Genomic DNA, 16,020 nt, shown 5'->3' with positions numbered 1-16,020 from the left:
CGACATGCCGCTGCGTCGGCGGGTCGTCGTTCGGGGAGTGGTCCAGGGCGTGGGCTTCCGGCCGTACGTGTACAGCCTCGCCACCGAGCTGGCCCTGGCCGGACATGTGACCAACACTCCCGAGGGCGTCGTCGCCGAGGTCGAGGGGACCGCCTGGGCCGTGGTCCGGTTCTGCGACCGGATCGCCCTCCACGCGCCCCCGCTGGCCCGCGTGGAGTCCGTCCACCACAAGGAGCTACCGGTCACGGGTGACGCCGCGTTCACCATCCTCGCCTCCCGCACCGACGGGCCGGCCCGCACCCTCGTCTCCCCGGACACGGCCACCTGCGCCGACTGCCTCGCCGAACTGGCCGATCCCGCCGACCGGCGACACCGCCACCCCTTCGTCAACTGCACCCACTGCGGACCGCGCTTCACGATCGTCACCGGTGTTCCCTACGACCGGACGAACACCACCATGGCCGGCTTCCCGATGTGCTCCGACTGCACCCGTGAATACGCCGATCCGGGCGATCGCCGATTCCACGCGCAACCGGTCGCCTGCCCCGCCTGCGGTCCGCGTCTGCGGCTGATCGTCGCCCGACAGCCGCCCGGCGGGCGGCCGGAGAACGTCGGCGGGGCGGACCCGGTGGCCGGGGCCCGCGCGCTTCTCGCGCGAGGGGCGATCCTCGCCGTGAAGGGCCTGGGCGGCTACCACCTCGCCTGCGACGCCTGCGACGCCGAAGCCGTCGGCCTGCTGCGCCGCCGGAAGGGTCGCGGGGACAAGCCGTTCGCCCTCATGGCCAGGAGCGTCGACGACGTCGAGCACCTCGTCCGGCTGAGTCCCGAGGAGCGCGGCCTGCTGGAGGGCGGCACCAGGCCGATCACGCTGCTGCGCCGCCGCGCGGAACCCTGCCACGGGACAGGGGCCGCGCGGCCGGCCGAGGCCGTCGCGCCCGGCAGCCCCGACCTCGGCGTGATGCTGCCGTACACACCCCTGCACCATCTGCTCCTCGGCCTGCCCGGTGACGTCGAGGCCCCCCGCCTGCTGGTCATGACCAGCGGCAACGTGGCCGGTGAACCGATCGTCACCGACGACGACGAGGCGCTGGAACGGCTGGCGCCCCTGGCCGACGCCTGGCTCACGCACGACCGGCCGATCCATGTGCCCTGCGACGACTCCGTGATCCGCGTCAGTGACGGGAAGCCGCTGATGGTGCGGCGGGCTCGCGGCTATGCCCCGCTGCCGGTCGCCCTTCCGCTGCCCGTCCGTCCGGCCCTCGCGGCGGGCGGAGACCTCAAGAACGCGTTCTGTCTCGGGGAGGGGCGTCGCGCCTGGCTGTCCGCGCACATCGGCGACATGGACGACCTGGGCACGCAGCGAGCCTTCGAGCGGGCCGTGGGACAACTGGCCTCCATCACCGGCGTGCGCCCCGAGACCCTGGTCGCCGACCGGCATCCCGGCTACCGCTCCGCTCGGTGGGCCGAAAGGAACGCCGCCGGCCGGCCCGTCGTGCGCGTCCAGCACCATCACGCCCACGTCGCCGCCGCGATGGCCGAACACGGGCTGGACGGCACCCGGCCGGTGATCGGCGTCGCCTTCGACGGCACGGGCCACGGTGACGACGGGGCCGTGTGGGGCGGGGAGGTCCTGCTCGCGGACTACGACGGCTTCACCCGGTTCGGGCATCTCGCGTACGTCCCTCTCCCCGGTGGGGACGCGGCGGTGCGCAGGCCGTACCGGATGGCGCTGGCCCACCTGCGCGCGGCCGGGATCGGCTGGTCGGACGACCTCCCCTGTGTCTCCGTCTGCCCGCCCGACGAACTGCGCGTCCTGGGACGGCAGTTGGAGCGGAACCTGAACTGTGTCCCCACCTCCAGCATGGGCCGGCTCTTCGACGCCGTGTCCTCCCTCGCCGGCGTGTGTCATCGGGCCGGATACGAGGCCCAGGCGGCCGTCGGGCTGGAGAGCGTCGCACTGGGCGCGCCCGCCGAGGACACCACCACGTACGCCTTCGCCCTCCGCACCCCGCGGTCCGACGGGGGCGGCGCGGTGCTGGCCGACCCGGCACCCGTCCTCGCGGCGATCGTCGCCGATCTGCGGGCGGGTCTGGAGCCGACCGTGGTCGCGGCCCGCTTCCACCGGGCGGTGACCGACCTGGTGCACCGGATGTGCGCGCGGGCGCGAGAGCGTCACGGACTGGACACCGTCGCCCTGACCGGGGGCGTGTTCGCCAACACCCTGCTCTCCTCGGCCTGCGCCGGCGCCCTGCACGAGGACGGCTTCACGGTCCTGCGGCACCACCTGGTCCCGCCGGGCGACGGCGGCCTGGCGCTCGGCCAGCTCATGGTGGCCGCCCGTGCCACTCCCACCGACCGACCGACGCCCGACCCACAGCAAGGAGAGGCCCATGTGCCTGGCGGTACCCGGCAAAGTGCTCGACATCGAGGAACGTGACGGCACCCGCATGGCCACCGTCGACTTCGGCGGCGTGGTCAAGGAGGTGTGCCTGGAGTACCTGCCCGACCTCCGGGTCGGCGAGTACGCCATCGTCCATGTCGGGTTCGCCCTGCAACGCCTGGACGAGGAGTCGGCGAAACAGACGCTCGAACTCTTCGCCGAACTGGGTTTGCTACAGGAGGAGTTCGGCGACCCCTGGGAACTGGCCGCGGAAGCGGGACAGGCCGCCGGGCGCGCGGGTGAGGACACCGTCGAGGAGGTGCGGAAATGAAGTACGTCGACGAGTTCCAGGACCCGGAACTGGCCCGCCGGCTCCTCGACGACATCCACTCCACGGTCACCCGGCCATGGGCCCTGATGGAGGTCTGCGGAGGACAGACGCACAGCATCATCCGCCACGGCATCGACCAGCTCCTGCCGGAGGAGGTCGAACTGATCCACGGGCCGGGCTGCCCGGTCTGCGTGACCCCGCTGGAAGTCATCGACAAGGCTCTGCACATCGCCTCCCGCCCGGAGGTGATCTTCTGCTCCTTCGGCGACATGCTCCGGGTGCCGGGTACCGGCCGGGACCTGTTCCAGGTACGCGGGGAAGGCGGCGACGTGCGCGTTGTCTACTCGCCGCTGGACGCCCTGCGGATCGCGCAGCAGAACCCGGACCGCGAAGTGGTGTTCTTCGGCATCGGCTTCGAGACGACGGCGCCCCCCAACGCCATGACCGTCCATCAGGCGCGCCGGCTGGGCATCCCGAACTTCAGCCTGCTGGTCTCCCACGTCCGCGTGCCGCCCGCCATCGAGGCGATCATGGCGGCGCCGAAGTGTCGTGTACAGGGTTTCCTGGCGGCCGGGCACGTGTGCAGCGTCATGGGTGTCGGGGAGTACCCGGACCTGGCCGAACGCTTCCGCGTGCCGATCGTCGTGACCGGCTTCGAGCCACTGGACATCCTCGAAGGCGTGCGCCGGACCGTACACCAGCTGGAACGCGGCGAGCACACCGTGGACAACGCCTACGCGCGCGCCGTCCGTCCGGAGGGCAACCCGGCCGCCCGGGCCATGCTGGAGGACGTCTTCGAGGTCACCGACCGGGCCTGGCGAGGCATCGGCGTGATCCCCGACAGCGGCTGGCGGCTGGCGGAGAAATACCGCGACCACGACGCCGAGTACCGCTTCTCGGTCGACGGGATCCAGACCCGTGAACCGGCCGAGTGCCGCAGCGGCGAGGTCCTCCAGGGACTGCTCAAGCCGCACGAGTGCGAGGCCTTCGGAACCCTCTGCACGCCCCGCACCCCCCTGGGGGCCACCATGGTCTCCAGCGAGGGCGCCTGCGCCGCGTACTACCTCTACCGGCGCCTGGACCTGACCACCGCGGACCAGGAGGCGAGTTCCGTTGTCTGACAACACCGGCCCCGCGGTGACGGCGGTGGACCCCGCGGCCTGGACGTGCCCGGCCCCACTGCGCGACCGCCCCCGCGTGGTCATGGGCCACGGCGGCGGCGGTGCTCTCTCCGCCGAACTGGTCCAGCAGGTCTTCGCTCCCGCCTACGGGGGTGAGACGCTCGCCCAGATGGGTGATGCCGCCGCTCTCTCCCTGGGCGGCGCCCGGTTGGCCTTCTCCACCGACTCGTTCGTGGTACGGCCGTTGTTCTTCCCCGGCGGCAGCATCGGCGACCTCGCCGTCAACGGCACGGTCAACGACCTCGCCATGAGCGGCGCCCGAGCCGCCTACCTGTCCTGCGGCTTCATCCTGGAAGAGGGCGTCGAACTGGAGGTGGTCGCCCGAGTGGCCGAGGCACTGGGCGGGGCGGCCCGCACCGCCGGCGTCGAGGTGGCGACCGGCGACACCAAGGTGGTCGAGGCCGGCCACGGCGACGGAATCTTCATCAACACGGCCGGCATCGGCCTCATCCCGGCGGGCGTCGATCTGCGCCCTCAGCGGGTCACCCCCGGCGACGTCGTGATCGTCAGCGGCGCCATCGGCGTGCACGGTGTGGCGATCATGAGCGTCCGCGAGGGCCTGGAATTCGGCGTGGAGATCGACAGCGACTGTGCGGCGCTCGGCGGCCTGGTCGACGCCATGCTCGCCGTCACCCCGGACCTGCGCGTGCTGCGTGATCCCACCCGAGGGGGCCTGGCGGCCGCGCTCAACGAGATCGCGGCGGCCTCCGGCACCGGGGTGGTCATCCGGGAGCGCGACATTCCGGTCCCGCCGACCGTGGCCAACGCCTGCGCCATTCTGGGCCTGGACCCGATGTACGTCGCCAACGAGGGCAAGCTGGTGGCCTTCGTCCCGCGCGAGCACGCCGACGCCGTCCTCGAGGCGATGCGGGCCCACCCTCTGGGCGCGGACTCCGTGATCATCGGCGAGGCCGTCGAGACGCATCCCGGCATGGTGGTGGCCCGGACCGGGCTGGGGGGGACGCGGGTGGTCGATATGCCGATGGGGGAGCAGTTGCCGCGGATCTGTTGACACGGGGCTTCGCGCGGCGCTTCCCCGGCAGGGAAGGCGCCGCGCGTTGCCGGGCGTCGCGCACCCGGCGGGAATCGTCAGAACACGCCCTAACCCGGTCGGCGCCCGGACGGCGGGTCCTGCGGGTCCACGCCGGTGAACGCCGAAGCGTCCCTCGTGCCGCTGGGCCGCTGGGACCTGCCCTTGCGTCCGGTGTCCCGCATGCCCTTCTGGTCCTCGTCGCCGTACTCCTCGCCCCGCGCACCGGCACTCTCCACCGTGTCACCGGGCACGGACTTCGTCTCCTCTTCGGACCTGGTCCGGCCGGGGCCCCTGTCGCCGGCGTGCTCGGCGTGGAAGGAGCGGTGAGCGCTCGGGTTGTCCTGCTGACGCGTCTCATCCACGTCGGGCGACCAGCCATGCTGCTCGGTGCCCTCGTGACGGCTGGGGCCCTTGCCGTGCGGTGGCTCGGACGAACGTGGCTTCTTCGACATGTTCCGATCCGCCTTTTCATGGTCAGAGGGGGACGCCGGGCACGCGCACCCGCGATGACTGAATTATCCCCTCTTGCAGGAATTCGAGCATGTTGTGAACGCTTCCCGCTTCCCGCTTCCCGCTCCCTGCCGCTCGGTGCGACCGCGACGCGGCGGCCGGCCCGGTCCCTGGTGAGGGTGGTGGGGATCAGCGCGTCACCGTCGAGCGGTGGAGGCGGAGCCCCGGGTGCAGAGGCGGCCGCGCGGACGCCGCGGCAGGCGTGCGGGCCGACACACGGCGGGAGGTCCAGGTCGCGCCCTGTCCCCGGTCTTTCGGGTCGCTCGTGTGCGGAGCATCGCGAGCAGGCGAGGAACGTCGGCGTCGGCTGCGCGGTGGTGGCCCGTGCGTCAGGCAGTGCCGGTGCTCACTCGGAGGTCCGTTCGGCCTGGTGAAAGGGGTGGCCTCGGTCGGTGACGCGCCTCTACGCTGCCTGCGGCAGCGGCCGACGTCGGCAGCCTGACCCAGGGGGCCGAGGACATGGGGCGGTGCGGAGGAGATGGTCTCGCGTTCGTTCTCCCCGGATCCCCCCGCGGCCCATTTCGCCGTGACACCGGACCACCGACGTACACCCCGAGGTCAGATATGCGGTTCACGACTCGCCCCACCCTGAGTGGCACCTTCGGCATGGTGTCCACCACCCACTGGCTGGCCTCCCAGTCGGCGATGGCCGTCCTGGAGGACGGCGGCAACGCCTACGACGCCGCCGTGGCCGGCGCCTTCGTGCTGCACGTCGTGGAACCCCACCTCAACGGCCCCGCCGGCGAGGTCCCGATCCTGCTCGCCCCCGCGGGCGGCGAGGTACGGGTGCTCTGCGGGCAGGGCGTCGCCCCGGCCGGCGCGACCGTCGCCCACTACCGGGGCCTCGGACTCGACCTCGTCCCCGGCACGGGCCCCCTCGCGGCGGCCGTCCCCGGCGCCTTCGACGCCTGGATGCTCCTGCTGCGCGACCACGGCACCAAGTCCCTCGACGACGTCCTGAAGTACGCCATCGGATACGCCGAGCACGGGCACGCGCCCGTGGAGAACGTCGGCGCGACCGTCGAGACGGTACGCGAGCTGTTCGAGAACGAGTGGACGTCCTCGGCGGACGTCTACCTGCCCGGCGGCGAGGCGCCGCGCCCCGGCCGGCTGCTGCGCAACCCGGCGCTCGCCGCCACCTGGAAGCGGCTCCTCGCCGAGACCGCGGGCGTGGCGGAGCGGGAGGCCCGCATCGAGGCGGCCCGGAAGGTCTGGCGGAGCGGATTCATCGCCGAGGCCCTCGTCCGGCAGGCACGGCGCCCGACCCTGGACACCAGCGGCACCCACCACACCGGCACGCTCACGGCCGCCGACCTCGCCGGCTGGTCCGCGACCTACGAGGCGCCGGCGGCGTACGACTGGAACGGCTGGACCGTCTGCAAGGCGGGCCCCTGGAGCCAGGGCCCGGCCTTCCTCCAGCAGCTCGCCCTCCTCCCGCCCGAGCTGCCCGCCCACGGCTCCGCCGACTACGTCCACCTCCTCGTGGAGGGCTGCAAGCTCGCCATGGCCGACCGGGAGGCCTGGTACGGCGACGCGGCCGAGGTCCCGCTCGGCGAACTGCTCTCGGCTCCGTACAACGCGGGCCGACGTGCGCTGATCGGCGACCGGGCGTCGTACGAGCTGCGGCCCGGCAGCCCCGACGGACGCGAGCCCCGGCTGAGCGCCCACGCGCGCGTGGTGGCCACGGACGAGCCCGGCTCTCACCCGATGGGTGCTGGCGAGCCGACCGTCGCGAAGCCTCCGACGTCGCCGGTGCCGGGGGAACCCGACACCGCCGCGGACGGGGCCACGCGGGGCGACACCTGTCACCTCGACGTCGTCGACCGCTGGGGGAACATGGTCGCGGCCACGCCCAGCGGCGGCTGGCTCCAGTCGAACCCGGTCGTGCCCGAACTGGGTTTCCCGCTCGGCACCCGGTTGCAGATGACCTGGCTGGAGGAGGGCCTGCCGAACTCCCTCACCCCCGGCCGCCGCCCCCGTACCACCCTCACGCCGTCCATCGCCCTGCGCGACGGCGTCCCGGTCCTCGCCTTCGGCACCCCCGGCGGCGACCAGCAGGACCAGTGGCAGCTGCACTTCTTCCTGGCCGTCGCCCTGGGCGCGCGCGTGCGTGGCGGCCTCGATCTCCAGGGCGCGATCGACGCCCCGAACTGGCACAACGACGCCTTCCCCGGCTCCTTCTACCCGCGCGGCATGCGTCCGGGCAGTCTGACCGTGGAGTCCCGCATGCCGCACCCCGTCATCGAGGACCTCCGCGGACGCGGCCACGACGTGACCGTCGCCGACCCGTGGTCCGAAGGGCGGCTGTGCGCGGTCGCCCGCGACCCGGAGACGGGAATCCTGTCGGCGGCGGCGAACCCTCGGGGAATGCAGGGGTACGCGGTAGGACGCTGAGGAAGGGGGCCGCCCCTCTCCTCTTCATCCGGATTCCACCCGGTGTGCACCGACGGGGCGGGGAATGTCAGTGGGGCGTGTTCTCATGGGGGAATGATCGAAGACACGGAAACCATCGACGAGTTTCTCGCCCGCCACGCCGCTGATGTGGAGGAAGCGGTCCGCGAGGCCGCAGCCGCGGAGATCATGCCGCGCTTCCGGCAGCTCGCCGCCCACGAGGTGGATCAGAAGAGCGGACCGCACGACCTGGTCACGGACGCCGACCGCAACGCCGAGCTGTATCTCACCAAGGTCCTCCGCGCGCTGCTGCCCGGCTCGCTCGTCGTCGGTGAGGAGGCGGTGCACGCCAACCCGGCCGGATACGAGGCGATACGGGGCGACACCCCGGTGTGGATCGTCGACCCGGTCGACGGCACACGGCAGTTCGTGCACGGCGACGAAGGCTTCTGCACCCTGGTCGCCCTCGCCCGGCACGGCGTCGTACAGGCCTCCTGGACGTACGCGCCCGCCCGCGGCCGACTCGCCACCGCCGTGCGCGGCGGCGGCGCCTTCCTGGACGGCGAGCGGCTGTTCGCCGGCCCGCCCGCGCCCGGCCGCGATCTGACGGTGGCGACCTCCCACCCCGACTACACCACCGACGACCAGAAGCGCGCCCTGCTCGGCCTGTGGACGGACGGCGTCGCCCCGCGCGCCTGCGGCTCGGCCGGCCTGGAGTATCTCGCCGTGGCGCGCGGCGAGTTGGACGCGACGGCCTTCTCCTGGGAGGCGGCCTGGGACCACGCGGCGGGCCTGCTGCTGGTCGAGGAGGCCGGGGGCGCCCATCTCACCGTGACCGGCGAACCGTTCAGGATCACGGGCGGCAACACCCTGCCGTTCACGGCCGCCAGGGACGCGGCGACGGCACGGCGCGTCACCGGCCTGCTGTCCGGAACGCGCCCCTGACCCCCTGACCGGGCCGGCGTCCGCGGTCTGGGTGGGAGGTCGCCGCCGTCACGTCGCGCCTTGGGCCCACGCCCACGTTCGACCGCGCCGCCGACGGCGTGGTACCTCCGGCATATCCTGACCCCGGAGGCCGCCGGCTGACGAAGGGGTCCAGGTGTCGTCGATGCTCGATGTCGTCGTGGTGGGGGCGGGGCCGAACGGCCTGACCGCCGCCGTGGAGCTGGCCCGCCGCGGCTTCTCCGTGGCCCTCTTCGAGGCGAGGAGCACGGTGGGCGGAGGCGCCCGAACGGAGGAACTCACCCTCCCCGGCTTCCGCCACGACCCGTGCTCCGCCGCGCACCCCCTGGGGATCAACTCGCCCGCGTTCCGCGCGCTGCCCCTGGAGCGCTACGGCCTCGAATGGCTGCACTCCGAGCTGGCCATGGCGCACCCCTTCCCCGACGGCAGCGCCGCCGTGCTGTCCCGTTCGGTCGCCGAGACCGCGGCCTCCTTCGGCCCCCGTGACGCGGGCGCCTACCGCAGGCTCGTCGAGCCGTTCCTGCCCAAGTGGGACACTCTGGCACGCGACTTCATGTCCCTGCCGCTGACCGCCCTGCCCCGCGACCCGGTCACTCTCGCCCGTTTCGGACTGGTCGGGATGCCCCCGTCCACGTGGCTGACCCGCCGCTTCCGCGACGAGAGGGCCAGGACCCTCTTCGCCGGACTCGTCGCCCACGTCATGGCCCCCCTCGGCGGCTTCGCCACCGGCGCGGTCGGCCTGGTCTTCGCGCTCGCGGGCCACGCCCGCGGCTGGCCGGTGGCCCGCGGCGGCTCCCAGGCCATCTCGGACGCCCTGGCCGGCTATCTCCAGGACCTCGGCGGCGCCGTCCACACCGACTACGAGGTCAAGCGCCTCGACGACCTGCCCCCGGCCCGCGCCTACGTCTTCGACACCTCGCCCACCGCCCTCGCCCGCATCGCCGGCCTCGGCCGCTTCTACGAGCACTACAAGTACGGCGCCGGCGTCTACAAGATCGACTACGCGCTCGACGGCCCCGTCCCCTGGACCGCCGAGGAGGCCCACCGCGCCACCACGGTCCAGATCGGCGCGGACAGCGCGGAGATCGGCGCCGCCCTGCGCGCCGCCTCCCGCCAGGGCCGCCCACCGGAGAAGCCGTTCATGATCACGGTGCAGCCCGGTGTCGTCGACCCCTCCCGTGCCCCGGCCGGCAAGCAGGTCTTCTGGGCGTACGCCCACGTGCCCAACGGCTGGACCGGCGATCTCACCGACACCATGGAACGCCAACTGGAACGCTTCGCACCGGGATTCCGCGACCGCGTCCTGGCCAGGGCGACCTCCGGCCCCGCCGCGCTCGCCGCCCGCAACGCCAACTACGTCGGGGGCGACATCGGCACGGGCGCGGCCTCCGGCCTCCAGCTCCTGCTGCGCCCCAGACTCTCCCTCTTCCCGTACTCCACCCCCCACCCGGCGGTCTTCATCTGCTCCTCGGCCACCCCGCCCGGCCCCGGCGTCCACGGCATGTCGGGCCACAACGCGGCCAAGGCGGTCTGGCGCAGACTGCGGCAGGAGCCGTAGCGCCGCCGTCCGGCAACGCGGACACCGGGTTCGCACAGAAAGGCCGATCCGTCATGACCGCCATCACGTTCGTGCGGGGCGACATCACCGCGGAGTCCGTGGACGCCGTCGTCAACGCCGCCAACTCCTCGCTGCTGGGCGGCGGCGGGGTCGACGGCGCCATCCACCGCCGCGGCGGACCCGCCATCCTGGAGGAGTGCCGCGAGCTCCGCGCCTCGCACTACGGCAAGGGCCTGCGCACCGGCCAGGCCGTCGCCACCACCGCCGGCCGGCTTCCCGCCCGCTGGGTGATCCACACCGTCGGCCCCCGCTACAGCACCGAAGAGGACCGCTCGGAACTGCTGGCCTCCTGCTACCGCGAGTCCCTGCGCGTCGCCGACGAGCTGGGCGCTCGCACGGTCGCCTTCCCGGCCGTGTCCGCCGGCATCTACGGCTGGCCCATGGAGGACGCCGCACGGATCGCGGTGGAGACCGTACGGGCGACGCCGACGGCGGTCGGGGAGGTGCGCTTCGTCCTCTTCGACGAGCGGGCGTACACGGCGTTCGCCGCGCGAGAGGCCTGACGGGAGGGCACAGGCGGCCCTCTCGCGCCGTTCCGCCTCGGCGGGCAGGCGCACGACACGACCTTCGTCAAACGCGGGGGTGGGAACGGGAGGGCGGGGCCGGCCCTCCCGCGCCGTCCGCACGCGGGCCGCGGCGACGAGCTCGTGCGGTGTCACCGACGGAAGCGGGGTGCCGGAGAGACACGGTTCCCGTGCGTGCATCACCGGGCAGGGCCGGACCCGCCGCGCGGGTCGTGGCGCGCACGCCGACGCGGCTCGGCACGAGCCCGGCACGCGGGCCGGTCTGGCGTGGACCGCCGTCGTCGCCCCCGCGAGGAGCCGTCGGTCAGGGCAGCGGGACCGCCTTCGCGCCCCGGCGGGGAGCCTTCGGCCCGGCCACCGTGCGGCTGCCCGCTCACATCCGGCCACGCCCCGGTGTGCGCCGGGATTAACCCCCGGCGGCCGGTCCGGGAGACAGCTGCGTAATGCGCGGTTCGTACCGTCGCAGCAGGCTCGCAGCGGCTCTCACCAGGCCGATCGTCAGAAAGAAGGGGGGCGCCCGTGGCCGTGCCGGACCCGCGGACCGACAGCACGACGAAGGTGCGCACGGTCTGCTCGTACTGCGGCGTCGGCTGCGGCCTGCTCCTCGACGTCGGCCGCGGCCCCGACGGACGCCGTACGGTCCTGAAGGCGTCCGGCGACAAGGAGCACCCGGCGAACCTCGGACGACTGTGCACCAAGGGCGCGACCACCGCGGACATGCTCGCCGCGCCGGGCCGGCTCACCACCGCCCTGGTCCGGCCGGACCGGGGCGCGGAACCCGAGCCGACCCCCGTCGACGCGGCCGTCGCCGAGACGGCACGCCGGCTGCGGGCGATCGTCGACGAGCACGGCCCCGACGCCGTCGCCCTCTACGTCTCCGGCCAGATGAGCCTCGAAGCGCAGTACCTCGCGAACAAGCTGGTGAAGGGTTACCTGCGCAGTAACCGGATCGAGTCCAACTCGCGGCTGTGCATGGCCGGCGCCGGAACCGGTTACAAGCTGTCTCTCGGGGCGGACGGCCCGCCGGGCTCGTACCAGGACCTCGACCGGGCGGACGTCTTCCTCGTCATCGGCTCCAACATGGCCGACTGCCACCCGGTCCTCTTCCTGCGGATGATGGACCGGGTGAAGGCGGGCGCGAAACTGATCGTCGTCGACCCGCGCCGCACCGCCACCGCCGTCAGGGCCGACCTCTTCCTCCAGATCACGCCCGGCACCGACCTCGCCCTGCTCAACGGCCTCCTCCACCTGCTGCACGAGAACGGGCACACCGACCCCGCCTTCATGGCCGCGTACACCGAGGGCTGGGAGGCGATGCCGGAGTTCCTCGCCGACTACCCGCCCGCGACCGTCTCGGAGATCACCGGCATCCCCGAGGCCGGGTTGCGCGAGGCGGCCCGGCTGATCGGAGAGGCGGGGGAGTGGACCAGCTGCTGGACCATGGGCCTCAACCAGTCCACGCACGGCACCTGGAACACCAATGCGCTGGTCAACCTCCACCTCGCCACCGGCAAGATCTGCCGCCCCGGCAGCGGGCCCTTCTCCCTCACCGGCCAGCCCAACGCCATGGGCGGCCGGGAGATGGGCTACATGGGGCCCGGCCTGCCCGGACAGCGGTCCGTGCTCGTCGACGCCGACCGGGCCTTCGCCGAGGACGTGTGGGGGCTGGAGCCCGGCACGATCCGCGCCGACGGCGTCGGCAAGGGCACCGTCGAGATGTTCCGGAAGATGGCCGACGGCGACATCAAGGCCTGCTGGATCATCTGCACCAACCCCGTCGCGTCCGTCGCCAACCGCCGCACGGTCATCGAGGGCCTGGAGGCCGCCGAGTTCGTCGTCGCGCAGGACGTCTTCTCGGAGACCGAGACGAACGCCTACGCCGATGTCGTCCTGCCCGGCGCCCTGTGGACCGAGTCCGAGGGCGTCCTCGTCAACAGCGAACGCAACCTCACCCTCGCCCGCCCCGCCGCCGACCCGCCCGGCGAGGCCATGGCCGACTGGCGGCTGATCGCGGCCGTAGCCCGCGCGATGGGTTTCGAAAGCGGATTCTCCTACGACAGCGCGGAGACGATCTTCGAGGAGATCAAACGCTTCCACAACCCGCAGACCGGCTACGACCTGCGCGGAGTGACATACGAGCGACTGCGCTCCACCCCCGTCCAGTGGCCGGCCGCCACGGTCGACGGCCCCGACCGCAACCCCCTCCGATACGTCGACGACGACGGCTCCCTCACCTTTCCCACCCCAGGCGGCCGTGCCGTCTTCCACGCCCGACCGCACGTCCCGCCCGCCGAGATGCCGGACGACGACTACCCGTTCGTCCTCAACACCGGTCGCCTCCAGCACCAGTGGCACACCCTGACCAAGACGGCGAAGGTGGCCAAACTCAACAAGCTCGATCCGGGCCCCTTCGTCGAGGTGCACCCCGAGGACGCGGCCGGGCTCGGGATAGCCGACGGCGACCCGGTGGAGATCGCCTCGCGGCGCGGCCGGGCCGTGCTGCCCGCCGTCGTCACCGACCGGGTCCTGCCCGGTTCCTGCTTCGCTCCGTTCCACTGGAACGACCTGTTCGGCGAGTACCTCAGCGTCAACGCCGTGACCAGCGACGCCGTCGACCCGCTGTCCTTCCAGCCGGAGCTGAAGGTGTGTGCGGTGTCGCTGGGCAAGGTGTCGACGCCGGTGAGCGTGCGGGCGCCCGACACCTCCCCGGCGCGGACCCGGGCCGTCGCACCGCCCGAGGGCCGTCCCGCCCCGGCGGCAGCCTCCGACACCCGCGGGGCAGCCGCCCTCGCCGGTCCCGCGGCCGCTTCCCTCACCGGTCCCGCGGCCTCCTCCGCAGCCTCCGTGTTCGGTCTGGAGCCCGTCCCGCCGCCGGTCCTGACCGAGCGGGAACGGCAGTATCTGGTCGGGTTCCTCGCCGGGATCCCGGCCGGTGCCCCCGGCGTACCGGTCCTGCCGCCGGACGCGCCCTTCAGCCCCGAACACGCCCTCTGGGTCAACGGCACCCTCGCCGGGATGCACTCCCGCACCGAAACCCCCACCGACCCCCGCGCCGGCATGGCGCCGCGGAGCCCCGCGGGACGCCGGGTGGTGATCCTATGGGCCTCCCAGACCGGCAACGCCGAGGAGCTCGCCGCCGCCACCGCCGACCGGCTCGCCGCGGGCGGTCACACCGCATCGCTCGTCGCCATGGACGAGGCCGATCCCGCGGCGCTGCCCTCCGACGCCGATCTCCTGCTGATCACCAGCACCTTCGGCGACGGCGACGCCCCCGACAACGGCGCCGGCTTCTGGGACGGCCTCGCGGATCCGGACGCCGGACGCCTGACCGGCCGCCGCTACGCCGTCCTCGCCCTCGGGGACTCCTCCTACGACGACTTCTGCGGACACGGACGCCGGCTCGACCGCCGGATGGACGAGCTGGGCGCCGTACGGCTGGCGCCCCGCACGGACTGCGAGCCGGACTACGGACCGCAGGCGGACGCCTGGCTGGGCCAGGTGCTCGTCGCACTCGAGGAGGCCGATCCCGAGGGGGCGGAGCCCGAGGGGGCGGAGCCCGAGGGGGCGGGACGACCCGTGGCGGCGGCCGTGACCCTCGCGTCCGCCGGCACGGCCGTCGCGGCCGCGCCCACCACGCCTTCCCCGCCCCTGCCCGCCGCGGCACGGCGCTCCCGGCGTCCCGCTCCCGTGACCGCCCGGCTGGTCGGAAACCGGTTGCTGAGCTTGCCGGGCTCGGGCAAGGAGGTACGCCGTTTCACCTTCGACACCCGCGACAGCGGGACCCCGCTCGTCTACGAGGCCGGGGACGCTCTCGGGGTACGTCCGCTCAACTCACGCGCGCTGGTCGCGGAGTGGCTGTCCGTCACCGGCCTCGACCCGCACGCACGGGTACGGTTGAACGACGTCGGCGAGGTCGGCCTCGACGAGGCTCTGCTGCGCCACCTCGACATCACCCGGATCACTCCCGCCCTCCTGCGTTTCACCGCGGACCGCACCCGTGACCCGCGCGGGCTGCGCAAGCTGCTGCGCCCGGACAACAAGGGCGAGCTGGCGAAGTGGTCCTGGGGGCGGCAGGCCGTCGACGTGGCCGCCGAGTTCGGGGTGCGGGCCGGGGCACAGGACTGGGCCGAGGTGCTGGGTCGGCTCCAGCCTCGCCTGTACTCGATTGCGTCGAGCCCGCTCACCGACCCCCACCTCGTGTCGCTGACCGTCTCCGTCGTGCGTTACGAGAACCTGGCCGGCCGTCCCCGGCAGGGTGTCTGTTCGCCTTTCCTGGCCGACGCCGGGCCGGGCACCGAGGTGCCGGTGCACGTGCAGCGCTCACCGCACTTCCGGCCGCCCGCCGATCCGGCGACCCCGATGGTGATGGTGGGGCCCGGCACCGGAGTGGCGCCGTTCGTCGGTTTCCTGGAGGAGCGCCGGGCGCGCGGCCACCGGGCCCCGAACTGGCTGTTCTTCGGCGAGCAGCACCGGGCCACCGACTTCTACTACGAGGAGGAACTGACCGCCCTGCTCGCCGACGGCACCCTGGAACGCCTGGACACCGCCTTCTCCCGCGACCAGCGCGCCAAGGTCTACGTGCAGGACAGGATGCGTGAGCACGGCTCCCAGCTGTGGTCCTGGCTCCGGGACGGCGCCCACTTCTACGTCTGCGGGGACGCCTCCCGTATGGCGGGGGACGTCGACGAGGCCCTGCGCGACATCGCCGTCGTCCACGGCGGCCTCGGGGAGTCGGAGGCGGCGGCGTACGTCAAGCGGCTGGCAGCCGACAAACGGTACGTGCGGGATGTGTACTAGCGCGTGTCCGACAGCCCGCCGGGTGCGCGACGCCAGGCGCGGCACTTCGCCGCGTTGTCGGATCACCCGGGTACCTCCGGTACGCGGACGGTCCTCCGCCCTGCGACGCACCGCACCGGACGCCGCGCGCCGATCCGACGCGCACGGTCAGACACGCCCTGGCGGTCGGTCACCCACAGTGATCGCAGTCAAGTCGCGTTGCGCCGAGATGAGTTGATATTCAGCCAATATCGGCGCGTCCCTGTTCGGTTTCTCAACAGTAACGGACAAGATCTGACGCACCCTCCGTCCC

At 73.2% G+C, this 16,020-nt stretch carries 10 protein-coding genes; 9 read left to right on the top strand and 1 reads right to left on the bottom strand.

What is annotated here, in order from left to right; translation table 11 throughout:
- The first annotated feature begins 4 nt into the window (after positions 1-4).
- The 4 genes from hypF to hypE are packed head-to-tail and all read left to right on the top strand — an operon-like array spanning position 5 to position 4,904.
- Positions 5-2,437: a carbamoyltransferase HypF gene (gene hypF / locus ACZ5Y0_RS21655; RefSeq protein WP_469130369.1), complete on the top strand. Its 2,433-nt coding sequence runs from the start codon at positions 5-7 to the stop codon at positions 2,435-2,437.
- A complete protein-coding gene (locus ACZ5Y0_RS21650) occupies positions 2,391-2,711 on the top strand; it encodes a HypC/HybG/HupF family hydrogenase formation chaperone (protein ID WP_469130312.1) in 321 nt (106 codons plus the stop codon). Before hypF ends, ACZ5Y0_RS21650 begins: the two co-directional genes overlap by 47 nt.
- Complete coding sequence (gene hypD, locus ACZ5Y0_RS21645) at positions 2,708-3,832, top strand: hydrogenase formation protein HypD (RefSeq protein WP_469130311.1); 1,125 nt, start codon at positions 2,708-2,710, stop codon at positions 3,830-3,832. Before ACZ5Y0_RS21650 ends, hypD begins: the two co-directional genes overlap by 4 nt.
- A complete protein-coding gene (gene hypE, locus ACZ5Y0_RS21640) occupies positions 3,825-4,904 on the top strand; it encodes a hydrogenase expression/formation protein HypE (protein WP_469130310.1) in 1,080 nt (359 codons plus the stop codon). Before hypD ends, hypE begins: the two co-directional genes overlap by 8 nt.
- Positions 4,905-4,993: 89 nt before the next feature.
- Here hypE and ACZ5Y0_RS21635 read toward each other — a convergent pair whose 3' ends face one another.
- Positions 4,994-5,377 (bottom strand): hypothetical protein, encoded by a 384-nt coding sequence (locus ACZ5Y0_RS21635; protein ID WP_469130309.1) that lies wholly within the window; start codon positions 5,375-5,377, stop codon positions 4,994-4,996.
- A gap of 622 nt (positions 5,378-5,999) precedes the next feature.
- Here ACZ5Y0_RS21635 and ACZ5Y0_RS21630 point away from each other — a divergent pair.
- The 5 genes from ACZ5Y0_RS21630 to ACZ5Y0_RS21610 all read left to right on the top strand — a co-directional run bounded on the left by ACZ5Y0_RS21630 (position 6,000) and on the right by ACZ5Y0_RS21610 (position 15,728).
- Positions 6,000-7,829, top strand: coding sequence for a gamma-glutamyltransferase family protein (locus ACZ5Y0_RS21630; protein WP_469130308.1), 1,830 nt, complete (start codon positions 6,000-6,002; stop codon positions 7,827-7,829).
- A gap of 93 nt (positions 7,830-7,922) precedes the next feature.
- Positions 7,923-8,771, top strand: a complete 849-nt coding sequence (locus ACZ5Y0_RS21625) for an inositol monophosphatase family protein (RefSeq protein ID WP_469130307.1) — start codon at positions 7,923-7,925, stop codon at positions 8,769-8,771.
- 163 nt (positions 8,772-8,934) lie between these two features.
- Complete coding sequence (locus ACZ5Y0_RS21620; protein ID WP_469130306.1) at positions 8,935-10,347, top strand: phytoene desaturase family protein; 1,413 nt, start codon at positions 8,935-8,937, stop codon at positions 10,345-10,347.
- A gap of 53 nt (positions 10,348-10,400) precedes the next feature.
- Positions 10,401-10,910: an O-acetyl-ADP-ribose deacetylase gene (locus ACZ5Y0_RS21615; RefSeq protein WP_469130305.1), complete on the top strand. Its 510-nt coding sequence runs from the start codon at positions 10,401-10,403 to the stop codon at positions 10,908-10,910.
- Positions 10,911-11,450: 540 nt separating this feature from the next.
- The gene (locus ACZ5Y0_RS21610) at positions 11,451-15,728 is read left to right on the top strand and encodes a molybdopterin-dependent oxidoreductase (protein WP_469130304.1); all 4,278 of its coding nucleotides are present in this window, start codon (positions 11,451-11,453) and stop codon (positions 15,726-15,728) included.
- Positions 15,729-16,020: the final 292 nt, after the last annotated feature.

The sequence above is a fragment of the Streptomyces sp. NPDC033216 genome (assembly GCF_055577115.1).
This window is presented reverse-complemented; position numbering and strand designations above follow the sequence as displayed.